This window comes from uncultured Alcanivorax sp., assembly GCF_947258575.1.
In the GTDB taxonomy this organism is placed as follows: Bacteria; Pseudomonadota; Gammaproteobacteria; order Pseudomonadales; family Alcanivoracaceae; genus Alcanivorax.
This window is the reverse complement of sequence record NZ_CAMYIV010000002.1, coordinates 435884-459516: the sequence shown is the minus strand read 5'-3', so window position 1 is coordinate 459516 and position 23633 is coordinate 435884. Positions and strand designations below refer to the sequence as shown.

17 protein-coding genes are annotated in these 23633 nt (G+C 56.2%); 14 read left to right on the top strand and 3 right to left on the bottom strand.

Annotated elements, in window-relative coordinates; all coding sequences use genetic code 11:
• The first annotated feature begins 107 nt into the window (after positions 1-107).
• From Q0Y02_RS02240 to Q0Y02_RS02230, 3 genes are read left to right on the top strand one after another with little or no spacing between them, the layout of a single operon-like run.
• Entirely contained in the window at positions 108-1403 is a 1296-nt protein-coding gene (locus Q0Y02_RS02240) for a TolC family protein (protein WP_035246375.1), read from the top strand.
• A complete protein-coding gene (locus Q0Y02_RS02235; RefSeq protein ID WP_297763779.1) occupies positions 1393-3132 on the top strand; it encodes an efflux RND transporter periplasmic adaptor subunit in 1740 nt (579 codons plus the stop codon). Before Q0Y02_RS02240 ends, Q0Y02_RS02235 begins: the two co-directional genes overlap by 11 nt.
• The gene (locus Q0Y02_RS02230) at positions 3129-6257 is read left to right on the top strand and encodes an efflux RND transporter permease subunit (RefSeq protein ID WP_119917530.1); all 3129 of its coding nucleotides are present in this window, start codon (positions 3129-3131) and stop codon (positions 6255-6257) included. Before Q0Y02_RS02235 ends, Q0Y02_RS02230 begins: the two co-directional genes overlap by 4 nt.
• 505 nt (positions 6258-6762) lie before the next feature.
• Here Q0Y02_RS02230 and Q0Y02_RS02225 read toward each other — a convergent pair.
• The 3 genes from Q0Y02_RS02225 to Q0Y02_RS02215 are packed head-to-tail and all read right to left on the bottom strand — an operon-like array spanning position 6763 to position 10486.
• Positions 6763-7188 (bottom strand): DUF6262 family protein, encoded by a 426-nt coding sequence (locus tag Q0Y02_RS02225; protein ID WP_273633852.1) that lies wholly within the window; start codon positions 7186-7188, stop codon positions 6763-6765.
• Positions 7185-9293, bottom strand: coding sequence for a tyrosine-type recombinase/integrase (locus tag Q0Y02_RS02220; RefSeq protein WP_297763770.1), 2109 nt, complete (start codon positions 9291-9293; stop codon positions 7185-7187). Before Q0Y02_RS02220 ends, Q0Y02_RS02225 begins: the two co-directional genes overlap by 4 nt.
• Entirely contained in the window at positions 9284-10486 is a 1203-nt protein-coding gene (locus Q0Y02_RS02215) for a tyrosine-type recombinase/integrase (protein ID WP_089031988.1), read from the bottom strand. The genes Q0Y02_RS02220 and Q0Y02_RS02215 overlap by 10 nt, the downstream gene beginning before the upstream one ends.
• A 316-nt stretch (positions 10487-10802) precedes the next feature.
• On the opposite strand from Q0Y02_RS02215, the gene Q0Y02_RS02210 reads away from it, so the two are divergent.
• The 11 genes from Q0Y02_RS02210 to Q0Y02_RS02160 all read left to right on the top strand — a co-directional run bounded on the left by Q0Y02_RS02210 (position 10803) and on the right by Q0Y02_RS02160 (position 23584).
• Positions 10803-11822: an efflux RND transporter periplasmic adaptor subunit gene (locus tag Q0Y02_RS02210; protein WP_297763766.1), complete on the top strand. Its 1020-nt coding sequence runs from the start codon at positions 10803-10805 to the stop codon at positions 11820-11822.
• Positions 11822-14956 (top strand): efflux RND transporter permease subunit, encoded by a 3135-nt coding sequence (locus Q0Y02_RS02205; RefSeq protein WP_297763763.1) that lies wholly within the window; start codon positions 11822-11824, stop codon positions 14954-14956. Before Q0Y02_RS02210 ends, Q0Y02_RS02205 begins: the two co-directional genes overlap by 1 nt.
• A gap of 186 nt (positions 14957-15142) precedes the next feature.
• The gene (gene ccoN / locus Q0Y02_RS02200; RefSeq protein ID WP_297763760.1) at positions 15143-16573 is read left to right on the top strand and encodes a cytochrome-c oxidase, cbb3-type subunit I; all 1431 of its coding nucleotides are present in this window, start codon (positions 15143-15145) and stop codon (positions 16571-16573) included.
• A gap of 10 nt (positions 16574-16583) precedes the next feature.
• Positions 16584-17219 carry a cytochrome-c oxidase, cbb3-type subunit II gene (ccoO, locus tag Q0Y02_RS02195; protein WP_297763756.1) on the top strand — a complete coding sequence of 212 codons (636 nt, stop codon included), beginning with the start codon at positions 16584-16586 and terminating at the stop codon, positions 17217-17219.
• A complete protein-coding gene (locus Q0Y02_RS02190; RefSeq protein WP_297763753.1) occupies positions 17216-17368 on the top strand; it encodes a cbb3-type cytochrome c oxidase subunit 3 in 153 nt (50 codons plus the stop codon). The genes ccoO and Q0Y02_RS02190 overlap by 4 nt, the downstream gene beginning before the upstream one ends.
• Positions 17365-18276, top strand: coding sequence for a cytochrome-c oxidase, cbb3-type subunit III (gene ccoP / locus Q0Y02_RS02185; protein ID WP_297763750.1), 912 nt, complete (start codon positions 17365-17367; stop codon positions 18274-18276). Before Q0Y02_RS02190 ends, ccoP begins: the two co-directional genes overlap by 4 nt.
• Positions 18277-18357: 81 nt before the next feature.
• Positions 18358-19773, top strand: a complete 1416-nt coding sequence (gene ccoG, locus Q0Y02_RS02180) for a cytochrome c oxidase accessory protein CcoG (RefSeq protein WP_297763748.1) — start codon at positions 18358-18360, stop codon at positions 19771-19773.
• The gene (locus Q0Y02_RS02175; protein ID WP_297763746.1) at positions 19745-20263 is read left to right on the top strand and encodes a FixH family protein; all 519 of its coding nucleotides are present in this window, start codon (positions 19745-19747) and stop codon (positions 20261-20263) included. Before ccoG ends, Q0Y02_RS02175 begins: the two co-directional genes overlap by 29 nt.
• On the top strand, positions 20260-22632 hold the full coding sequence (locus Q0Y02_RS02170; RefSeq protein WP_297763744.1) for a heavy metal translocating P-type ATPase: 2373 nt from the start codon (positions 20260-20262) through the stop codon (positions 22630-22632). Before Q0Y02_RS02175 ends, Q0Y02_RS02170 begins: the two co-directional genes overlap by 4 nt.
• Positions 22611-22817 (top strand): cbb3-type cytochrome oxidase assembly protein CcoS, encoded by a 207-nt coding sequence (gene ccoS, locus Q0Y02_RS02165; RefSeq protein WP_297763741.1) that lies wholly within the window; start codon positions 22611-22613, stop codon positions 22815-22817. Before Q0Y02_RS02170 ends, ccoS begins: the two co-directional genes overlap by 22 nt.
• Positions 22814-23584 (top strand): sulfite exporter TauE/SafE family protein, encoded by a 771-nt coding sequence (locus Q0Y02_RS02160; RefSeq protein WP_297763739.1) that lies wholly within the window; start codon positions 22814-22816, stop codon positions 23582-23584. The genes ccoS and Q0Y02_RS02160 overlap by 4 nt, the downstream gene beginning before the upstream one ends.
• Positions 23585-23633 lie beyond the last annotated feature (49 nt).

Here is a 23633-nt window from a genome sequence, read left to right as displayed (position 1 = left end):
CATCTGGCGACCGCCTCTAGCACTTTCTCACTGATCTTTTCGGGGTCCGGCCTGGTCTGGGCCCACTGAGGGCGCGTTGCGCGCCATGATCCGTGTTGGAGTGACACATGTATTGGATATTTCTGAGCGCCGGCCGGTATCGGCGCGCACTCGGCTGGCTAGCGCCCTCCCTGCTGCTAGCTAGTGTCCAGGCGTTTGGGGCAGAAGGCCTGACTTTTAATCAGGCGCTACAGCTCGCCTTACGTCAATCACCGGAATTGCGGGCGGAATCGGCCCGCGTCGAGGCCGCTCAGCAGGCAGAAGGGCCTGCCGATGCTTTGCCCGATCCCACCCTGATTCTTGGCCTCGACAATGTACCTGTGGATGGCGCCGATCGTTACAGCCTGTCGAGTGATTTCATGACCATGCAGCGTATTGGTGTAACCCAGCGTTTCCCCAATCGCAGCAAACGCACAGCAAGGGCAGAAGGTGCCAGACAGCAAATCGGCTTAACGGAGGCCACGAAAGAGGCCACTCGTCTGGCCGTGCTGCGTCAGACCGCTCAAGCCTGGATTGAGCTCCACACTCTGGATCGTCAACTAGTCCTGCTGGAAGAACTCATTGCTGAAAATCGTTTGTTCGACAAGGCAGTGCGTGCCCGGCTTTCATCGGGTCAAGGAAAGGCTATTGATAGCGTGGCACCCAGGCAGGAAGCCGTGACATTACTGGATCGGCGAGATGCTCTTCTGGCCAGGCAACGCCAGGCTAAGGCTCGTTTAATACGCTGGCTGGGGGAAGCCGGCCGGCAATCACCGGCTGGCCAAGCACCTGATTTCGCCATCAATGCTGAACAGTTACTGAATAGCCTGCATAAGCACCCTGAACTTGAGATAGCGTCGCGTCAGGCTTCTGTCGCCCAGGCTAACGCGGACGAGGCTCGTGCCGCCAAGAAGCCGGACTGGGCTTTAACTCTGGCTTATATGAATCGTGAAGAATTCAGTGACATGGCGATGCTACAGGTCAATGTGGACCTGCCATTGTTCAGCCGGTCGCGCCAGGGGCCTCGCATTGCCTCGGCGGAAGCTGAGTGGCAAGCACTGGAATCTCGTGCAGAGGCGGTACGTCGCGAACATGAAGCGATGCTGCAGAGCGATCTGGCCGAATATGAACGCCAGGAACGCACGCTTGCCCGGCAACGGGAGCGACTGGTGCCTCTGGCAAAAGAGAAAGTGGGATTGGCTAGGGCCGCTTGGCGCGGCGGTGATGGCAGTTTGGCCGATCTTGTACGGGCACGTAGCGAATGGCTGGACGCCAAACTGAAGGAGATTGATCTCAGCGGGCAGTATGACCAGCAGGCAGCCGCCCTCCATTTTACCTACGACCACCACGGCATGGTGGGCGAGGAGCAAGATAATGAACATTAAACGCAATGCCTTGATCGGTTTGGCTGCCTCGCTGTTGTTGCTAGCCGGAATATATTTGGGCCGTTACGTCACCCCTTCGCAGAGCAGTATATCGATGGCGATGGACAGCGGTGAAACCAACAGCAAAGCGGATGAAAAGGAAGTGCTGTACTGGTATGACCCTATGTATCCCCAGCAGCACTTTGACGAGCCCGGGCCCTCACCTTTCATGGATATGGAGTTGGTGCCCCGTTATGCCAATGGTGGTGATGATAGCGATCAGCCAACGGTCCGTATTGATGCAGCCATGGTACAAAATCTGGGAATTCGCAGTGCCTCGGTGGTCGTGGCTCAGTCACAATCTCAGCTTGATGTCACGGGGTTGATTGCTTACAACGACCGCGCCCTGACACGCCTGCAAAGCCCCGCGCCTTCCTTCGTAGACAAGGTCTGGCCTCTGGCTGAGGGCGACACTATCTCCAGTGGTCAGCCGCTGATGCAATTGAGAGTTCCGGCCTGGACTGGAGCTCAGCATGAATGGCTGGCCGTGCTCGGCAGCGGCAACAACGAACTGATCGTCGCCGGGCGGGAGCGCCTGTTGTCATTGGGCATGCCTGCATCCCTGATCCGAAGTATTGAACGCCAACGTAAACCGCTGGAAACCTGGACGGTGACAGCTCCGCATGATGGCGTGATACGCAGTCTCAATGCTCGTGCTGGCATGACGCTGTCGGCCGGTGCTCCCGTGGCGGAGATTCAGTCACTCAACCCCGTGTGGGTGGAGATAGCAGTCCCGGAACGCCAATTGGGGCAAGTCAGTAGTGGTAACGCTGTTGACGTGACCGTTCAAGGAGTGAAGCCAGCACTGCGTGAGGGGCAAGTTGCCGACATTCTGCCTCTGGTGGATCAGTCCAGCCGAACTGTGCCGGTGCGAGTGACCTTGTCCAATGACGAGGGTGATCTGCGTCCGGGCATGAGCGCTCAGGTACGCATTCATGGCGAAGCCACACAGAAAGCATTGGCCGTACCAACCGCAGCCTTATTGCATACAGGAAAGCGCAGCCTGGTGATGCTTGATGAGGAGGAGGGTCGATATCGTCCGCAGGCAGTGTTGCCGGGGGGCGAGCTGGGAGACCAAACGCTGATCCTGGCAGGGCTGAAGGAAGACCAGAAGGTGGTTGTCAGTGGTCAGTTCCTGCTCGATTCCGAAGCCAGCCTGCAAGGCATTGCCGTTCAGGAGCTGGCTATGTCAGATGAGACGGAAATGATGAACGCACTGCACTATGCCGAAGGTGTTGTCGAGCAACTGAATGGCAGCAAAATAATGCTGGACCATGGCCCTTTCAAGAGCTTGTCCATGCCTGCCATGACCATGCGTTTTAACCTGGCGAATGAACAAGTAGGCAAAGGGATATCGGTAGGTGATCGCGTGCGCATTGGCATTCGTGATACAGACAAAGGGTTGATTGTGGAGCGCCTAGAAAAGCAGGTGGCGGAACAAAAAGACACCCAAGTGAATTCGTTGCATTACGCCGAGGGGGTTATCGAGGGGCTATCCGACGGCAAGGTCAAGCTTAAACACGGGCCTTTTGAGACGCTCGGTATGCCTGGCATGACCATGCGCTTTCGTCTTGCCAGCGAACAGGTGGCCAGCGATATAGCAGTGGGCGATCGTGTGCTCGTCGGCGTCAAAGATACCGATAATGGCTTGACGGTGGTGTCTCTCGACAAACAGGAGGTTGCACCATGATCGCTACCCTGATTCGCTGGTCGTTGGCTAACCGATTTTTGGTGCTGCTGGCGACGCTGTTCATGAGTGCGTGGGGGATCTGGTCTATCAACAATACCCCCGTAGATGCTTTACCGGATCTGTCCGATGTACAGGTGATTATCCGCACCAGTTACCCAGGTCAGGCACCGCAGCTGGTGGAAAAACAGGTTACCTATCCACTTGCCACCACCATGCTGGCCGTGCCAGGTGCGCGCACAGTACGTGGTTACTCGTTCTTCGGTGATAGTTATGTTTACGTGTTGTTTGAAGATGGTACCGACTTGTATTGGGCACGCTCACGGGTGTTGGAATACCTTAGTCAGGTCCAGTCTGAATTGCCGCGTACAGCACGACCATCACTTGGGCCAGACGCTACCGGTGTCGGCTGGATTTATCAGTACGCATTGATCGATCGCACCGGCCAGCATGATCTATCGCAACTAACCTCGATACAGGACTGGTTTCTAAAATACGAGCTGCAGACTCTGCCTGACGTTGCAGAAGTGGCAACCATAGGCGGCATGGTACGTGAATATCAGGTAGTCCCTGACCCGGTCAAACTCGCCAGCCATGGGATCAGTCATCAACAAGTACGCAAGGCGATAGAACAAGCTAACCAGGAAACCGGGGGAGCAGTGCTGACGCTGGGCGAAGCGGAGTTCATGGTGCGCTCCAGTGGCTACCTTCAATCACTCGAAGATTTCCGAAAAATCCCACTAAAACTGGTTGATGGAGTGCCAGTACAGCTTGGAGATGTGGCGCAGATTCGCCTTGGTCCGGAGATGCGGCGTGGTATTGCCGAGCTGGACGGTGAAGGGGAAGTCGTCGGCGGGGTCGTAATTCTGCGTTCAGGCAAGAACGCCCGCGCCGTGCTATCTGCCGTGCATGAGCGACTTGAGACACTGCGGGAAAGCTTGCCGGAAGGGGTTGAGATCGTCACCACCTATGATCGAAGTGAGCTGATTGATCGAGCGGTAACAAACCTCAGTTACAAATTGATTGAAGAGTTCATTGTAGTTGCACTGGTGTGCGTATTGTTTCTTGGCCATTTGCGTTCGTCACTGGTGGCCATCATTTCCCTACCGCTGGGAATCCTTGCTGCCTTTATTGTGATGCGTTACCAGGGCATCAATGCCAATATCATGTCGCTTGGCGGCATTGCTATCGCTATCGGCGCTATGGTGGATGCAGCAGTGGTGTTAATCGAGAACGCTCACAAGAAAATTGAGATTTGGCATCGGGATAACCCAGGGCAATCTCTGACTGGTAATGCGCATTGGCGAGTCATAGAGCAAGCAGCTGTCGAAGTGGGGCCAGCGCTGTTCTTCTCGTTGCTAATTATTACCTTGTCGTTTATTCCTGTCTTTACCTTGGAAGCACAGGAAGGGCGGCTATTTGGCCCACTGGCATTTACCAAAACCTGGGCTATGGCGGCGGCAGCCGGCCTATCGGTGACATTGGTTCCACTGTTAATGGGGTACTGGATTCGGGGAAAGATACCTTCCGAGGAAAGTAATCCAATCAGTCGCTTTTTGATTAGTTGTTATCAACCCGTACTAGAGCGAGTCTTGGCGTGGCCGAAAACCACCTTGCTGGTTGCCGGTTTAGTTTTTGTTACCGCCTTTTGGCCGCTAAGTCAGCTTGGTGGTGAATTTTTGCCACCGCTGGATGAGGGCGATTTGCTGTATATGCCAAGTGCCTTACCAGGCTTGTCAGCACAAAAAGCTACCGAGCTTCTACAGCAGACCGATAGGTTGATCAAAACGGTGCCTGAGGTGGAGCAGGTGTTCGGCAAGGCGGGGCGTGCGCGGACAGCGACTGACCCTGCACCATTGACGATGTTTGAAACCACCATCCGTTTCAAACCCAAGGACCAATGGCGTGAAGGCATGACAACGGAGAAGCTTGTCGAAGAGCTGGACCGTATTGTACGCGTGCCTGGACTGGCAAATATCTGGATTCCTCCGATACGCAATCGTATCGACATGCTTGCCACTGGCATCAAGAGCCCAATTGGCATCAAAGTAGCGGGTAATGACCTAGAGATCATTGACCAGGTGAGCCGTCAAATCGAACAGGTAGCCAAACAAGTACCCGGTGTCTCCTCAGCATTGGCTGAACGGTTGACTGGTGGTCGTTATGTGGATATCGATATTCGGCGTGGCATTGCGGCTCAGTATGGCCTCAACATCGCGGATATTCAGTCGGTGGTCAGTGGTTTGATTGGTGGTGAAAACATCGGTGAGACAGTGGAAGGGCTGGAGCGTTACCCGATCAGCCTTCGATATCCTCGCGAGTGGCGCGACACGGTGCATCGCTTACGCGATTTGCCCATAGTCACTCCCGAAGGAAAACAAATTACCCTCGGAACCGTGGCGGATATCAAGATTACCGATGGGCCGCCGATGTTAAAAAGTGAGAATGGCCGACTGTCTGGGTGGGTGTATATCGATGTTCGGGGGCGTGACCTGGCCTCGGTAGTGGATGATCTACGTGCCTCAGTGAATGATGGAGTCAGGTTGCCAGAGGGGGTCAGCTTGTCCTTTGCCGGTCAGTTCGAGTTCCTGGAGCGGGCCAATGCGAGGCTAAAAGTGGTGGTACCGGCGACCTTACTGATTATTTTCGTACTGTTATTCCTGACCTTTCGCCGTGTCGGTGAAGCCTTGCTGATTATGGCGACGCTACCGTTCGCGGTGACCGGTGGTATCTGGTTCTTGTATCTGCTGGACTACAACCTGTCAGTGGCTACTGGTGTCGGCTTCATCGCCCTGGCGGGTGTCGCTGCGGAGTTTGGCGTGATCATGTTGCTGTACCTAAAGCAGGCGTGGCAGGAGAGACAGGAGCAGGGCCAAAAGGGTGAAGCTGCCTTGATGGGTGCTATCCGTGATGGCGCGGTATTACGTGTTCGACCTAAGGCGATGACTGTAGCTGTTATTATTGCCGGCCTTCTTCCGATTTTCTGGGGGGGAGGCACAGGTAGCGAGATCATGAGCCGCATTGCTGCACCCATGGTAGGAGGGATGGTAACAGCACCTTTGTTATCACTTTTCGTGCTGCCCGCAGCCTATCTGCTGATGCAACGACGTGATAGGAATCCGGATTGACCAAGCTTAAAGCTTGGGTGGTAATCTCCTAGTCTTGGCGCCGGATCAGCTGCTGATCCGGCACTGATAATTGAGGGGGGGGCTGCGATACCCCCCCGAAACGAATAGTCATGTCCAGATGCCCTATGGATGGCTGGTTGTGGTAGAGAGTCACAGGGGTAATAACTTATTTCTCTATAGAACAATAGGTTACGATGTTTTTGGGGGATTTTGCACGTTTGTCTGCCAACCCTCAAGATGGCACCATTTACCTCCGGGCTGAACGAAGTGGCGGCGGAGATGGACGAGTTTACACAATCACTTATCGTGCAACGGACGAAAACGGTAATGTAGGCTTCGGTTCTGCCGAGGTTCTCGTTCCGCATTCCAAGGGCAAGTAGGGCAAGCAAAGCCTTATTCGTGATTAACCTGCCGGCCAAGATAAACTGGCCGGCAGGCTTTCTACGCTCAAAACCAGCAAGGAACAAATTTTGGGCGGCTTCAAAAATTGGCACTTATCAATTTATTACTTACCTCTTGAATTTATCCAATTTTTCCGAAAATGCTCAGACTTCCCTCGCTCTTTTTCAAGCGCTTGTTTAAGCCTGGAATTCTCATGCCGAACAGAGCCAAGTTCTTTTTTTAGTCGATCTATCTTGTTTCTCAGCAGGGCTTCAACATGCCGAGACTCCTCGGGTGTTCTAGCTGGAACGGTGACATTATCAATTTTTACGCTCGAAGCCCGGTCTCCCTCCCTCATACTAGAAATCTGGTCTTTAAAGTTGTTGTAAAGATACTGTCGGCTTACACCAGCCAGCTTGGCAACAGCTTTAAATGTGATCGTTTCATTGCTCTGCTTCAATTGATCAACCGCTTGCTCGACGGCTCTACGCTTTTGAAGGCTGCGCTCATCCCTGGCCTGACGCAAACCATCAAGGTTGTCTTCACTCATTTATCCTCCAGTGAGGTTTTGCGCGCTTGTTGCTCACGACCTTGATACTGGCCATCAGCTTCAATCGAAGAAACTATGTCATTAAGCCGCTTGTATATTTCCTTGTTTTTAGCAAGTCTGCGGCCTGTAATTTCAGACATACGACTTTGCTGATTCTCCTGCAAAGCCACAAGCTCTTCTTGCTGCTCTTCAATCAGATTAATTACTGCGCCTTTCTCATTCTTAAAGAAATCTACATCTTTAGCGTCAGCGCGGTAATGTTTGCATGTATAGCAAGCATTCGCATGCTCGCACCAATCACCAATTTGAGCAGGCATTGTACAAGCGCCGCCACACACCCGTGTAGCTCTTATCTGACCTTTTCTTACGAGGAGGTTGGCTACGCTTTCATCTACCTCCCCCTCAATTGTGTAAAAGCGGCCACCGCCATTTTGCAGAAGGGCTTTTTTCTTGAGCTCAAGCCGGTTGTTTATATATGCGGTGGCCATGTCAGGACTGGCATGTCCAAGCTCCATCATAATCGATAATATGTCATGGCCATCTTTGGCCATTGAGGTGCCTTTGGTATGCCTCAGAGGATGCCAGGAAAATGAAAGAGGGGACCCGTCATCAGATAATACACCAGTGCTTACGCATTGTTTTTTTATTTCGCCCATAGTGTAGGCGGGCGATGTAAAGCTTTCATGAGTGCCATTGAATACAGGGAAAAGGTATTTGGTCTTCTTTCCGTGTCGTTTAATAACTGCAGACCGTTGCTCTTCAATCGCGTTAATTATCTGAGCATGGTCTTTATTATTCTTGTGCAAAGGCTTTACATTCCACTTGCTAACTTTGCTCTGCCAGAATGTAAGCAGCATGAAATCTGCGTCGTTCGGATCTTCATCTAGACAATCAAACAAAATGGCATGGCCATCTTCAGACCTCATGCCAGCCCCCATTATCAAAGTAAAAACACATGGGGTAGGTGAGGGCGCATGCTTTACTGCGGAATAGAGCTCATCAACAATTCTCTGAGAGTAAGCACGGCCACCGCCTTCCTGCGCATAACCCAACCTTCCAAGACCTTCTTTATAATGCACATTCTTAATTTTCTTCGAAGATCGACCTGAAACAGTTAAGCTAGGCCAAATGTCAGGCCACTTCCTGGCTGCTGTAGCCAGCATAGCCAGTGTGTCGGTATACCAGTTTCTGCCATACAAGCCTTTTGCGTTCCCCCAATCAACAAACATATCACCAATAATAACATCCGTTATTGAGCTGGGAGATGGCCGCTCGAATGTCTCATGCATGAAATTACTAAAATGCTTGAGTCTCGCAACATAGCCGGTAAGTGTTTTGGGGCCCAATTCTCCGTGCGTGACCTTGTCGACAATGTGTTCTCTGACAGCATCCCTTAACCACTCCGGGAACTGGTATAAATTGGCGTAGCTACTTTTTTGCTTCTGGAGATCCTTGTACCTTACGTGATACTCAGAGTACAAGTCATCGAAGAGCAATATATTCCGTTTTCTTAGGCTTTTAAATTGGTCGCGCTGAATAATTATTTTTTTATGGAAGTCGCCAACAACAGTAATTTGTGGGGAGGTGTATTCCTTTTCCTTCAACTCGCCCGACTTAGTGTACTGTATTTTCACCATCGCCCTGTTAGGGTTTTCATCGAACAACATAAAATGTGCAATCAGATCTTTATTGTGGCCTTTCTTGTTAGGACCAATTGAGCCTTTTTGTGGGAATTCTGGATGAGGAATATCGGCTATGCATGTCACCCCAAATTTTTGCAGCGTATTCTCACAGCATGCCATCAACCAGCTCATTGGGAGTCTTCTTCTTTGGACTATAGACTGCGAATTCATTCTTGGATCAGAAAGAAGGTTAGCCCAGTAGAGCTTGACCTCTAGTGAAGGTGTCTCAGGAATTCCAACAAATGAAATAGGGCTTCGGTCGGCTATATATTCATTAACGAAACATGGGGTCTCATCGAGAAGGCTTTTATTCCATACACTTTCTTGTGCTAATACTGGTGATATAGCGTTTAAACGTGCTTCCATTTGCGCCGAATATAAATCAGCGCCTTCCTTGTCATGTGAAATCAGCTCTAAATCCATTTAATGCCTCGCTCAGCCAATTGGGTGCCGGATTCCATAAATTCTTCAAGCCGCTCCTTCAGCTTGTTTGGGCCGGTCAGATGTAATTTTCTAACCTCACTACTAAAGAGGTGCTTATAAAAATCGAGAGTTGTTTGAGGGCTGGCATGCCCAAGTCGATCAGCAACGGCTAGCAACCCGTGCCCATCAGCGATAGCCTCACTAGCATGTGTGTGGCGAAAGTGGTGCCAAGTAAATGTATAGCCCGTACGTTTGATTAAATACGTTTTTAGATTCTCGGCGTAGCTCCGAGATAGGGCTTTTCCAATCCTGCCTTTCTTAACATTACAGAACACATATTCCGTGCCTGATTCAAACGCTGCCAGGTATTCTGTGCTTGTAATGTAATCTTCGTACATTTCAAGCAGGTAAGGCATTACAGGGATTGCTCTAGCACGCTTGGATTTGGCCCTGGCCCCATTTTCATTGTCAGATCGAGGAATTACCCAAATAACACCGTCAGCAAGGTCAACATCAGCATGGCGAAGTCCCAAAGCTTCTCCAATCCGCATTCCGGTGTTGTAGAGGAGGGTGACAAGAAAGGCGTCGCGGACCAGGCTGCATGCCTTTATGAGCTCCAGAACCGCCTCAGGCGACATCCTTTTTTCAGTTACTCTCTTCCTTACGGACCCCAGATCCCCTTTAAGGTAAGGATCTTTCTTCCTGACACTTCTGCGTTGATTGATGTGTTCAAGGAAAGGCTTATAGCTGTCTACAGGCTGATGTCGATTGCTGACAGCGACTGATGCAAAAGCAGGCTCTCTGCCTGTCAAATAGCGATAAAAGGACTTAACGGCCAGGTGCACCTGGTTATTCACCGTTGGGCCCAGCCTAGCTGCAGGCTCCAATGAAGGAGAAAGAAAGGCAAGATTTGAGGAATCATCGGCCATACCACTCAGATGGTAAGGCAGCCACTCAAGGAAACGATCATAGTCGGAAACAGTTATCCCGGTGATTTCCTTACTGTTTGAGTGGAGGTAAGTCCCAAGACGAGCAACATGACGTGCATATGCCTGGATTGTATTGGGAGAGAGATTGATCTGTTCAAGATGCACGATCCAATCACGAATCTCGTCTACTGGGTTTCCGTGATCATCTATAACGGTCCATGAATAGTTAGAATCATCAAATCGGATCTTTACGAGTTCCAGCACAAGCTGCTTCCATGCAGAGTGGACAAGGTGTGCATATACTGACTGGCCATTCTGAGAAGCTCAACTACATCCTCATAATGTACACAGTGGACATAGACATGCTTGGTGTCTATATTAACATAATATACATTATGCGTAGCCATAGTTGGTCCTGTTCCAGAGTGGATACGTACAATACTTACGCCCGCGATTCACCCGGACTTGCCTTTGGCCCTGCTAGACTACGAATCAAGATTGAATCTGAAAATAACCAACAAGGACACGTATGCCGTCACTGTCCCTGCCATTTCACTTTCTCTTCCGGGTTGTTCTTCTCATGTCATTCGCCGTTCCTGCACTGGCGGATGATCGCAAGCCTGTCTCCGTGGCAACTGTGAGTTTGTCGCGCTCCCAGGATGCATTGTTGGTGAGCGGCACCCTGGTGGCGGATCGTGCCGCCCGGCTTTCCTCGTCGGTATCCGGGCTGGTGAGCAAACTGCTCGTGGATATCGGTGATCAGGTGGACGCCGGTGCGCCGCTGATTGAACTTGATGCGGAGCTGAATCGCCTGGAGCTGCAACGCGCCAGGGCCAATTATCAGCAGCAACAGGCCACCCTGGCCGATGCCCGCCGACGTCTCGAAGAAGCCAATAGCCTCGTCGCCAAGCGTAGCATCGCTGCCAGTGAGGTGCGCAGCCTGGAATCCGAGGTTCAGGTGGCCAAGTCATCCCTGGCAGCCAGCCAGGCCGAGGTGGCACGCCAGCAGGCGCTGCTTGAGCGGCATACCCTGAGAGCCCCTTTTGGCGGTGTTATCAGCGCAAAACTCACCGAGGTGGGCGAATGGCTCACTCCGGGCAGCACCGTGTTCGAGCTGGTAGGCAGCGATGAGCTGCACGCGGATTTTGCCGTGCCACAGCGTTATTTTCCGCAGATTTCCCGAGATACCGGCCTTGATGTCTGGCTGGACGATGAAGACAACAAGCCCATGGGCGCGAAAATCACCGCTATTGTTCCGGTAAACGACCCCACCGCGAGAACCTTTACGGTGCGGGCCAGCATTGACGAAAAAGGGCTGACCCCGGGGATGGCGGTCAATGGCCGGCTAGCGATGCTGTCAGCGAATGCAGGCCCCACGGTTCCCCGAGACGCCCTGCTCCGTGACAGTCAGGGTAATGTGACGGTCTGGCTTGCGGAGGGTAACGGTGATGACCTGGTCGCACGTCGCAAGGTAGTCAAAGTCGCGTCAGGCCAGTCACCACAAGCTTCCGTTCTCGAAGGCCTGAAGCGCGGCGATCGCGTGGTCGTGCGCGGCAACGAAAGTCTGCGCGAGGGTGATCAGATCCGGGTGGTGGAATAATGTTCGAGAGGATCGTCCGCCATGGCACCCTGATGACCGTCGTGGTGCTGATCATCACCCTCCTCGGCGTTCTCGCCGCACTGCGCATCCCGGTGCAGATGATACCGGACCTGGAAGTCCGCACCATTTCCGTGGTGACAAGCTGGCCCGGTGCCACGCCTCAGGATGTGGAAAAGGAAATCCTCATTGAGCAGGAAGAATACCTGCGCAACCTTCCCAACCTGCGACGGATGACCTCCTCCGCGGGCAGCGGCGAGGCAGAAATAGAACTGGAATTTCCCTTCGGCGTGGATATCACCGACGCACTGATCCGGGTGAATAACGCCCTCAGTCAGGTCCCTGCCTATCCCGACAACGTAGATCAGCCGCGCATTCTGTCCAGCTCGTTTTCCAGCAACGCCTTCATGTATTACCGCGTCTCTCCCCTGCCTGATAATCCGCGCGGGCTCGACATGGACATGATGCAGGACTTCATCGACGACGAAGTCCGCTCGCGCATGGAGAGCGTGGCCGGGGTATCCCAGGTGGAAGTGCGCGGCGGTGCCGAACGGCAGGTTCAGCTACTGCTGGATGCGCAGAAGCTGGCCCAGTTCGGGCTCAGTGTGGTGGATGTGCGCGATGCCCTGCGTGAACGCAACCGGGATGTATCCGGTGGCGAGCTGGAAAGCGGCAAGCGGCGTTATTTACTGCGCACGGTGGGCCGCTTCAAGGATATCGACAGCCTCAATGAACTGATTCTGGTCCGCAGCGGCGATTCCCTGGTGCGCCTGAAAGACGTGGCAACCGTGGTGCTCGATCACTTCCCGGTTCGCAGCCTGTCACGGGTCAATGGCGAACCGGTAATCAGCCTGGCGGTGCGCCGGGAAACCGGCTCCAATGTCATCGACATCAAGTACGCCATGTTTGATCAAGTGGTGCAGATCAACCGGGAGGTGCTGGAGCCGGCGGGCATGCGTATGGCGCTGATCGCCGATGATGTGCGCTACGTGGAAGCCTCGGTGGCCAACGTGTGGACCAATCTGGCCATCGGTGCGGTGTTCGCCACCCTGGTCATGTTCCTGTTTCTGCGCTCGGTGAAGATCACCGCCGTGGGCGTGATCGGTATTCCCATCTGCACCATTGCGGCGTTTCTGGGCCTGCTGGTGGCCGGGCGCACCATCAATGTGATTTCCCTGGCCGGGATCGCCTTTGCCATCGGCATGACCCTGGATAATTCCATCGTGGTGCTGGAAAGCATCGAAATGGAACGGCGCAAGGGGCTGGATCGCTTTCGCGCGGCGGTGAGCGGCATCCAGAAGGTATGGCCGGCGGTGTTCGCCTCCACCATGACCACGGTGCTGGTATTTCTGCCTGTGGTGTTTATTCAGGAAGAGGCCGGCCAGCTTTACTCCGATATCGCCATTGCCGTATCCGCGTCGATACTGGTCTCCATGCTGGTGGCCATGACGGTGATTCCCACCCTCTCCGCCCGGCTCGACTTCAGTGCGGTGGTCGCCCATGACGGCCAGCACAGCCGCTGGATGACCGCCCTGCACCGCCTTTCCGATCGCCTCTCCAGTAGCCGGCCCCGGCAGGTGACTACCCTGCTGGCAACCCTGTTGATGGGGGGCGCCATTGTGCTGTTCCTGACGCCGCCAGCGGAATATTTACCCGAGGGTGAGGAACCGAAAACCTTTGCCAGCATGAGTGCGCCGCCGGGTTACAACCTCAGCACCATGAAAGCCATCGCCGACGAGGTGGAAGCAGAATTCTTGCCGCTGGTGGGCGCCGACCCGGCGGACTACGAGTCGGGCGAACTGGCCAGGCCGCCAATGAAGTATGTGAATATGGGCGTGGATGCGGAGCGTCTGCGCATCATCGCCGAGCCGGTGGACCCGGCACACATGGAAGCGATGATGGATGCCATCACCGAGGTCTATCAGCGCTACCCGGGCATGGGCGCCTTTGCGGCTCGCGGATCGATCATTTCCAGTAACGACGGCGGCACCCGCAGCGTGACGCTGGATGTGGCCGGGGCGGATCTGGCGGAAATCTACACGGTGGCGTCAAGGCTGGAGCGTGAGGCCGAGCAGGTCTTTGATAACCCGCGCATCCAGTCCCAGCCCGCCAGCCTGTCCCTGGCCCAGCCGCTGATCGAAGTCCATCCGCGCTGGAACCGTGCCGCCGAAGTACAGTTTTCCACCGAAGACCTGGGCTTTACCGTGGCCGCGCTTACCGATGGCGCCTATCTGGATGAATTTTTCCTGGGTGACGACAAGATCGACATCTATGCCTACAGCCACCGTACCGGCACCCGGCCGGAGCTGGCCGCCCTCCCCGGCTTGCCGGTCCATACGCCTATCGGAGCAACGGTGCCGTTGTCGTCCCTGGCAACCCTGAAAGAAACCGTGGACACCAGTGTGGTGCGACGGGTCAACGGCCGGCGTACGGTCACCCTGAATATCATCCCGCCCCGGGGCGTCGCCCTGGAAACCGGGGTCAGCCGGGTGCGTGGAATGATTCAGCAACTGCGTGATGCCGGCGAGATTCCGGACACCATCAGCATCACCCTGTCCGGCGCCAGCGACCAGTTGCAGGCTACCCAGGAATCCCTGTCCAGCAATTATGTCGTGGCGCTGATGCTGGTTTACCTGTTGCTGGTGGCCATTTTTACCCACTGGGGTTTTCCACTGCTGATCATGACCACAATCCCGCTGGGCATTGCCAGCGGCCTGCTGGGCCTGGCGATGATGAACGGGGTGGGCGCATTACTGCCTGTGCTTGGGTTGCCGCCACTGACCCAGCCGTTCGACATGATCACCATGCTCGGCTTCCTGATTTTGATGGGCACGGTGGTGAATAATCCGATCCTGATCGTGCATCAGGCGACGCTGAATTTCCGCGAGAATGCCATGAGTGCTGTGGACGCAGTGAACGAGGCCGTCGCCTCACGGTTGCGCCCCATCGCCATGACCACCATCACCACGGTCTGTGGCCTGGCGCCGCTGGTGCTGATCCCCGGTGAGGGCACTGAGCTCTATCAGGGTGTCGGGGCGATTGTCCTGTTCGGGTTGCTCGGCACCGCCATTGTGACCATCACTTTCCTGCCGGCGCTCACTGCGCTGGTGCTTTCACTTTTCCAAAAGAGGGTCTAAATCCGCAACGTTTCCTTCCGACGGTTGACGACTGCGCCAAAAGTGACCACAAAGGCAGTGTACCTATCCAAGGATGGGTGAGACATTTTGTCCCAGGGTTACGAACGGCGCAGTTGATCTATATCAAGAAAGCCGGGGAACACGCTTGGTATCGTCTCCCGGCGCATCATTCGGAAGGGAACGCAAATGGAAAACTCAGCGGTTTCACCCTCTTACAACTACACGGTGGTACGGCAATTCACCATCATGTCGGTTGTATGGGGGATTGTAGGTATGCTGGTGGGGGTGATCATCGCCGCCCAGCTTGCCTGGCCAGTCCTCAATTTCGAGTTACCCTGGTTCAGTTTCGGCCGGTTACGGCCACTGCACACCAACGCGGTAATTTTTGCCTTTGGCGGCTCTGCCCTCATCGGCACCAGCTACTACGTGGTGCAGCGAACCTGCCAGGCCACCCTGGCGTTTCCCAAGCTGGCCGCTTTCAGCTTCTGGGGCTGGCAGGCGGTGATTGTGGCCGCGGCCATCACCCTGCCCATGGGCTACACCAGCAGCAAGGAATACGCAGAGCTGGAATGGCCCATCGACATCCTGATCACCCTGGTCTGGGTGGCCTATGCCATCGTGTTCTTCGCCACCATTGCCCGGCGTAAACAACCCCATATTTACGTAGCGAACTGGTTCTACGGGGCCTTCATCATTGCGGTGGCGCTGCTCCATGTGATCAATAATATCGCCATTCCCGTATCGGCGATGAAATCCTACTCGGTCTACTCCGGGTCCATCGATGCCATGGTGCAGTGGTGGTACGGGCACAATGCGGTGGGCTTTTTCCTGACCGCAGGCTTCCTGGGCATGATGTATTACTACGTGCCGGTACAGGCCCAGCGCCCGGTATATTCCTACCGTCTTTCCATTGTGCATTTCTGGGCCCTGATCGCCGTGTACATGTGGGCCGGCCCGCATCACCTGCACTACTCTTCCCTGCCAGACTGGGCGCAGTCTGTGGGTATGGCGTTCTCCATTGTGCTGTTGGCGCCCAGCTGGGGCGGCATGATCAACGGCATGATGACCCTGTCCGGTGCCTGGCATAAGTTGCGCACGGATCCGATCATCCGCTTCATGATCGTCGCCCTCTCCTTCTACGGCATGAGCACCTTCGAAGGGCCGATGATGTCCATCAAGACCGTCAACGCGCTCAGCCACAATACCGACTGGACCATCGGCCATGTGCATTCCGGTGCGCTGGGCTGGGTGGCCATGATTACCATCGGTGCTATCTACGTGATGATTCCCCGCTTGTTTGATCGGAAGCAGATGTACTCCATCGGCTGGATCAATGCCCACTTCTGGCTGAGCACCATCGGTACGGTGCTGTACATCGCTTCCATGTGGGTGTCCGGCATCATGCAGGGCCTGATGTGGCGGGCAGTGAATGCGGACGGCACCCTCACCTACAACTTCGTGCAGGAGCTGGTAGAACGGCAACCGTTCTACGCCATCCGCCTGCTCGGCGGGGTGGTTTTCTTCGCCGGCATGGTGCTGATGGCTGTCAACGTCTACAAGACCATCGTTGCCGAGCGCGATACCCATGGCGACGACAACGTGCTGCAGGCTGCCTGAGGAGACCGACATGTCCAATGCCCATGAAAGAGTGGAAAAGAATGTCGGCCTGATGATTGTGCTGACATTGATTGCGGTGAGTTTCGGTGGCCTGGCGGAAATCGTGCCGCTGTTCTGGCAGAAGGCCACCACTGAGCCGCTGGAAAGTCTGGAGCCTTACACGGCTCTGGAAATGGAAGGTCGTGACATCTATATCCGCGAAGGCTGCCACGTCTGCCATACGCAGATGGTGCGCCCCCTGCGTGCAGAGACCGAACGCTATGGCGCCTACTCCGTGGCCGGCGAAGATGTCTGGGAGCATCCGTTCCTGTGGGGCTCCAAGCGCACCGGGCCGGATCTGGCCCGTGTCGGCCTGCGCCCGATCACCGATCAGTGGCACCGTGAGCATCTGCGTGATCCCCGCCAGGTGGTACCGGAATCCAATATGCCGGCCTACCCCTGGTTGCAGGAAAATCTCGTGGACTGGCGCGACACCGAGCGAACCCTGCGCTTGTTCAAGGACACCTTTGGTGTGCCTTATACCGACCAGGACATTGCCGAGCAGCTGAACAAGATCGAGGGGGAATGGGCCGATGCCACGGAAGAGGATGCCCTGGTGGCCTATCTGCTTTCCCTGGGCCAGGAACGTAAGGAGGTAGCACAATGAGCTTTCAAGCCCTGTTTACGCTGGTCTTCTTCGTCGCTTTTATGGCGATGACCCTCTGGGTGTATCGCCCCAGCCGCAAGAAAGACTACGAAAAACTCTCACACATGGCCCTTGAGGCTGACCGCCGCAAAGAGAGGGACGAGCAATGAGTGATTTCTGGAGCTGGTTCATCATCATTATCGTTGCCATCAATCTGCTCGGCTGTGCGGGCCTGTTGTTGTGGAACAATCAGATCTCTCCCGAGGAAGCGGCCAAGGAAACCACCGGCCACAGCTTTGACGGTATTCAGGAACGCAATGCCCCGCTTCCCCGCTGGTGGCTGTTCCTGTTTATCGGCACATTGATCTTCGCCTGTGTATATCTGGTGCTCTATCCCGGTCTGGGCAAGTATCAGGGTCTGCTGAACTGGAGCAGCACACTGCAATACGAAAAGGAAGTCGCCCTGGTGGCGCGGCAGACCGATCCGTTGTTTGAGCAGTTTGCCAAGGTCCCTGTGGATGAACTGATCGAGTACCCGGAAGCTCTGGCCGTGGGTGGTCGTCTGTTTGCCAACAACTGCGCCATTTGTCATGGCTCGGATGCCCGCGGTGCCAAGGGCTACCCGAACCTGGCGGATGATGACTGGCTGTATGGCGGTGAACCCAAGCAGATTATTGCCAGTATTGCCCAGGGCCGCACCGGCATGATGCCGCCCATGGCCGCGGCTATCGGTAACACCGACAAGGCCGTGCGCGACATGGCCATCTATGTGCAAAGCCTGAGCCGCCCGAATCTGGCCAAGGATGCGGATAAGGCCGCCGCCATTGAGCGCGCGAAGCCAAAATTCGCAGTCTGTGCCGCCTGCCATGGGCAGGATGGCAAAGGCATTCAGGCCATGGGAGCGCCCAATCTGACAGACACCACCTGGCTTTACGGTCCACGCCTGGAGGACATCGAAACCACCATTCGCGAAGGGCGCAAAGGGGAAATGCCCAAGCATGAGAATCTGCTCACTGAAGAAAAGATTCATGTCATTGCGACCTACGTTTACAGCCTGTCCAACAAGCCAGCCCCGTAACGTCAGGGCCATTGTCGCAGCCTGCAAAAGGCTGCGACAGGCCGTGTCGGCGGATCACGCCAGCAGTCTTCGAGGTGCGTAATGAGTGAGCGCGACCGCATTAAAACCGTTGATGACAGCCCGCACGCACAAGGGCCCATCAGCCTCTATGCCAAGCGTAAACGGATCCAGGTGAAATCCATCACTGGCCGTTTTCAGCGTATTCGCGATTTCAGCATTATCAGCACCATGGGACTCTATCTTGCCCTGCCCTGGATTCGCTGGGATGGCCAGCAAGCGGTGCTGTTTGATCTGCCTAACCGGCAGTTTCATATTTTTGGCCTGACCCTCTGGCCGCAGGATTTCCTGTTTCTTTCCTGGGCGTTGATCATTGCCGCCTTCGCGCTGTTTTTTTTCACGGTTCTGGCCGGGCGCGTTTATTGCGGGTATGTCTGCCCGCAGACGACCTGGACCCGCTTTTTCCAGTGGATAGAGCAACTTTGTGAAGGCGACCGGCACAGCCGCATAAAAATGGACGAGGCACCCTGGTCCATGAGCAAGTTGCTCCGCCGTGGCAGTAAACATGTGATGTGGCTGGCGCTGGCCTTTCTTACCGGGCTCTCCTTTGTCGGCTATTTCTCCCCGATTACCGATCTGACTGTCCGTATTTTCAGTTTTGAATGGGGTGGCTGGGAATTGTTCTGGGTCGGGTTCTTTACCGTTGCCACCTATATGAACGCGGGTTTCATGCGCGAGCAGGTGTGCCTGTATATGTGCCCCTATGCCCGCTTCCAGAGCGTCATGTTCGACCGTGAAACGCTCATCGTTTCCTATGACGAAGAGCGCGGCGAGCCCCGTGGCCGAGGCAGCAAGAAGCGCACTCAGACGCCTCAGGCTGTCGAAAAAGGCGACTGCATTGACTGCGGAATGTGTGTTCAGGTCTGCCCGACGGGCATTGATATCCGCGATGGACTTCAATACGAATGCATTACCTGCGCGGCCTGTATTGATGCCTGCGACGATGTCATGGATCACATCGATAAGCCCCGGGGCTTGATCCGCTATACCACCGAGAATGCGCTTGAGGGGAAGGAATCCCGGGTGCTGCGGCCCCGGTTGATCGGTTATGGCATCGTCTTGCTGGCCATGGCTACCCTGTTCATGGTGACGCTCTATAACCGTGTGCCCTTGCAGGTAGATGTACTGCGCGATCGTAATCAGCTTTTCCGGGTTGCCAGTAGTGGTCGCGTAGAGAATGTCTATCGCCTGGAAATTCTCAACAAGGGCCAGAACGCCCATCGTTATACACTGAGCCTGGAAGGCCCTGAAGGGCTGCGCATGGAAAACCGCACCGAGTTTACCATTCAGCCCGGACAGCACCTGTCCCTGCCAGTGACAGTGAGTTATGACCCCTACGAGGTGGAAATGCCGTCATCCACCATCTGGTTTTCAGTAAGGTCACTGGACGACCCGGACCTGGAGAAACAGCATGAATCCCGTTTCATCACCCCACGTTGATGATCGCCCCTGGTATCGCTACCCGCTGCTGTGGCTGGCCATTTTGCTGCCAGCCAGTTCAGTGATTGCCGGCCTGACTACCCTGTATATCGCCGTCATCAATGCAGACGCTCCGGTGGTCGACGAGTGGTACAAGGAAGGCCGGGGCATTAACCGTTCCGTGGAACAGGAACAGATTGCCACACGGCTGGGTATTGGTCTGGTGATGTCCCAGGTGGGCGCCGGGGTTCAGGCAAGGCTTACCAGCGACGCCGGAATCCCCGCGCCAGACGTTATTACCGTGGCGCTGCGCCACCCCACCCTCAAGGAAAAGGATGTGTTGCTGACATTCCACCATCAGGGCAATGGCGTTTTTCGTAGCGACGGCATCCTTCCCTCATCGGGCCGTTATATCGCTACCGCCTCCACGCCTGAGGGGCATTGGCGTCTTTACCAGAGCGGCAGCATTGAAGACGGCAGTGTGCGCCTGGGGCACGTTGCCACGCCATGAACCAGAGCCTCACCCCACCCTGCTGGCACTGCGGCCAACCTGCACCGTCTGGCGCCTTCTCCGCCCGCACCCCGGAGGGAAACCGTGATGCTTGCTGCCCGGGATGTGCTGCGGCCATCGAAACCGTTTACGGGATGGGGCTGGATGACTACTACCGGATTCGACAGGACGAAGCACCGGCGCCGGATGCGCGCCGGGCAGAACTGGATCTGGCACTGTTCGAGATCCCCGACCTGCTGGCGCCCCACTGTACTTCGCTGCCTGACGGCGAACGCCTGCAGCTGCAACTCAGCGGCCTGACCTGTGCGGCCTGCAGCTGGCTAATCGAGAAAGCCCTGTCCACACAACCGGGGGTCAGTCGCGCCAGCGTCAATCTGGCGGGCATGACATTGACGGTGGACTACCAGGGGGCACCGCAAGCCCGGGAAACCGCCCGCCGGATCCAGCAACTGGGCTATGGCGTGAGCCTGCCCGGTGATCCTGCCGCCACCGCTGCGAACCGCCGCGAGCACAAGCGCCTGCTGGGCAGACTGATACTGGCCGGCCTGGGTGCCATGCAGGCCATGATGTACTCCATGGCCCTGTATATCGGCGTGTTTGATGGTTCGGATGCGGTTTACGAGTGGGTGTTCCGCCTGGCCAGTTTTTTTGTCGCCACGCCGGTGGTTTTCTATGCTGGCTGGCCCTTCTTTCAAGGCGCATGGCGCGGGTTGCGCAATGGCAACCTGACCATGGACACCCCTATTGCCCTGGCGCTGTTCCTGGCCTGGGGCGGTAGCCTGGTAGCCATGTTCACCGGCGGCAGCCACGTTTACTTTGATTCCGCCGCCATGTTCGTTTTCTTCCTGCTGGTCAGCCGCTGGCTGGAGCACCGTCAGCGCCAGGCCATACACGCCGGCTATGCGAGGCTTGGCGATACCCTGCCCCGTGCGGTCCGGCGTCTCAGTGATGATCAGCCACAATGGGTCAGTCTCAGGCAGGTAACAGCGGGCGACCGATTGCTGCTGATTCAGGGCGATGTGGTGCCGGTGGATGGCCGTATCATCGACGGCCAGGGCACCTTCGATGAAGCGGCTCTGACTGGTGAATCGGTGCCGATAAGCCGTGGCCTGGATTCGCGTCTGGTGGCCGGAGCCCGGCTGCAGGAAGGGTCCATCACGCTGGAGGCAGAGTGCGCCGCAGACCATAGCCAGATTGCCCGTATCGCCGAGCAGGTGGAGCTTGCCAGTCGGGAGCGGCTGGATGTCATCCGTGACTGGCACCGCATCGCCCCACTCTTTACCGCTGCCGTGCTGCTGCTGGCCACCTTTACATTGCTGTGGCACTGGCCGGCCGGTGCCGGTGAGGCCTTCGACCACACCCTGGCGGTATTGGTCATCACTTGCCCATGCGCGCTGGCGCTGGCTGTGCCTCTGACTCTCTCGGCGACCCTGGGCACGGCGCTGCGTGAAGGGGTGCTGGTGGCATCCCCCCGCCAGCTGCTGCGATTGCCCCATATCGGCGGGGTGCTCTTCGATAAAACCGGCACGCTGACGCTGGGACGTTTCTCGTTGGTGGATACCCAGGTTGTCGGTGAAGAGCAAACGCCAGCCCTGCTTGCCATTGTCGCCGCACTGGAATGGAACAACCCTCACCCGCTGGCCCAGGCCTTTCGTGACATTGCACGCAACCCGCAAATGGCAGACATCCTGCCGGATGGCAATGGCATCACCGGTATCCTGCACGGTCAGCAATGGCGCATCAGTGGCGCACCGCAACAGGCGCGCCCGGGCACCACCTGTCTGCAGCTAAGCCGCGACGGCGCTGTGCAGCTGTATTTGTGGCTCCAGGACAGCATTCGCGAAGAAAGCGCTGCGTTAACCCGAGCTCTTCACCAGCAAGGCCTGGCTGTGCGCATGGCAACCGGCGACAACAATGCCGCTGCCGCGCCGGTGGCCCGCGCGTTATCGCTGGAGGAATGGCGTGCCGGCATGCAGCCCGCTGACAAGACCCGCTGGCTCAAGGAGCTGCAAATGGACACAGCGCAAATGATGGTGGGTGACGGCATCAATGATGCCCAGGCCATGCTGGCGGCGGATGTATCCGTGGCCACGGCCAACGCCACCAGTCTGGCCCAGCGGGCGGCAGGCCTGTATCTGCTCAAGGATAACCTGGATGCTATTGCGGCCCTGCCAGCCCTTGCCAGGCGTTGCCGGCGCACCATTCGCCAGAATCTCACCTGGGCCCTGCTCTATAATGTGTTGGCGGTGCCCTTTGCTGTTGCCGGGTGGATTCCGCCCTGGGCCGCGGCTATCGGCATGTCTGCCAGCTCATTGCTGGTCACCCTCAACGCGACGCGAGTTACCCGATGGAAATCGTCCTCCTCCTGATTCCACTGGCATTGCTGTTCCTGGCCGGGGCGATCTGGGCCCTGTTCTGGGCCCTGCGCAAGGATCAGTTTGATGATCTGGACAATGCCTCCTGGCGGGTAGTGTTCGAAGACCGTGAACAGCGCAAAGGCCGCCCGGGCACGAGCAAAGAGGCTGCAGATAACGACGACGAGCGAAACCCATGATGCCAGAGAGCCCCGAAGCCCTGCTGACTCTGCTTGCCAGCGCGGTTCTGCTGGCGTCTGCCGGCAGCGTCCATTGTATCGGCATGTGCGGCGGTATCAGCAGCGCACTCACCTTCTCGATCCCGGAATCGCGCCGCCAGGGCAAGTCGCTGTGGGGATGGCAGCTACTCTTCGGTATCGGCAGGGTGACCACCTATATGGTACTTGGCGCCCTGGCTGGCATGCTGGGCAAGGTGCTGCTGGATTGGCTCCCTGGTCCCTCCATGGCCATTGGGCTGAGCCTGTCCGGCGTTCTGATGCTGCTGCTCAGTGGTTATCTTCTCGGGCAAGGCGTGTGGCTGAAAAAACTGGAAGGCATAGGGGCCGGGCTGTGGCGTCGATTACAGCCCCTGACCCGGCGGCTACTCCCGGTGGATCGCCCGCTGAAAGCGCTGGCGTTGGGCGGCTTGTGGGGCCTGTTGCCCTGTGGCCTGATTTATACCGCCCTGACGCTTGCCGTTACGGCTGGCAGCGCGTTGGCTGGCGCCCTGGTGATGCTGGTTTTCGGTGTGGTGACCGTGATCCCGGTGGCCATTACCGGTGTGATCGCCTCGCGACTGCAGCATTTTCGCAACGGTATCTGGCCAAAAGTGGCGGCATCACTGACGTTTCTGCTGGCGTTGGTATTCTTCTGGCAGGCCTGGTCCATGAGCCAGATGCCGCATCACGGCCACCATAGTGCTGTCGATAAAAACACACACAGCCATCACCATCAGCCGGAGACTTGATCCAGGTCAACACAGTCCATTCCGGGGCCGCAATAATGGCGGAAATCAT

Bases quoted from the DNA above. Each gene is read 5' to 3' on its own strand.
- ccoN (WP_297763760.1), top strand. From the start codon at position 15,143: ATGGAAAACTCAGCGGTTTCACCCTCTTACAACTACACGGTGGTACGG.
- ccoP (WP_297763750.1), top strand. From the start codon at position 17,365: ATGAGTGATTTCTGGAGCTGGTTCATCATCATTATCGTTGCCATCAAT.
- ccoO (WP_297763756.1), top strand. From the start codon at position 16,584: ATGTCCAATGCCCATGAAAGAGTGGAAAAGAATGTCGGCCTGATGATT.
- Q0Y02_RS02230 (WP_119917530.1), top strand. From the start codon at position 3,129: ATGATCGCTACCCTGATTCGCTGGTCGTTGGCTAACCGATTTTTGGTG.
- Q0Y02_RS02220 (WP_297763770.1), bottom strand. From the start codon at position 9,293: ATGGATTTAGAGCTGATTTCACATGACAAGGAAGGCGCTGATTTATAT.
- Q0Y02_RS02170 (WP_297763744.1), top strand. From the start codon at position 20,260: ATGAACCAGAGCCTCACCCCACCCTGCTGGCACTGCGGCCAACCTGCA.
- ccoG (WP_297763748.1), top strand. From the start codon at position 18,358: ATGAGTGAGCGCGACCGCATTAAAACCGTTGATGACAGCCCGCACGCA.
- Q0Y02_RS02205 (WP_297763763.1), top strand. From the start codon at position 11,822: ATGTTCGAGAGGATCGTCCGCCATGGCACCCTGATGACCGTCGTGGTG.
- Q0Y02_RS02225 (WP_273633852.1), bottom strand. From the start codon at position 7,188: ATGAGTGAAGACAACCTTGATGGTTTGCGTCAGGCCAGGGATGAGCGC.
- Q0Y02_RS02210 (WP_297763766.1), top strand. From the start codon at position 10,803: ATGTCATTCGCCGTTCCTGCACTGGCGGATGATCGCAAGCCTGTCTCC.
- Q0Y02_RS02160 (WP_297763739.1), top strand. From the start codon at position 22,814: ATGATGCCAGAGAGCCCCGAAGCCCTGCTGACTCTGCTTGCCAGCGCG.
- ccoS (WP_297763741.1), top strand. From the start codon at position 22,611: ATGGAAATCGTCCTCCTCCTGATTCCACTGGCATTGCTGTTCCTGGCC.
- Q0Y02_RS02175 (WP_297763746.1), top strand. From the start codon at position 19,745: ATGAATCCCGTTTCATCACCCCACGTTGATGATCGCCCCTGGTATCGC.
- Q0Y02_RS02235 (WP_297763779.1), top strand. From the start codon at position 1,393: ATGAACATTAAACGCAATGCCTTGATCGGTTTGGCTGCCTCGCTGTTG.
- Q0Y02_RS02190 (WP_297763753.1), top strand. From the start codon at position 17,216: ATGAGCTTTCAAGCCCTGTTTACGCTGGTCTTCTTCGTCGCTTTTATG.
- Q0Y02_RS02240 (WP_035246375.1), top strand. From the start codon at position 108: ATGTATTGGATATTTCTGAGCGCCGGCCGGTATCGGCGCGCACTCGGC.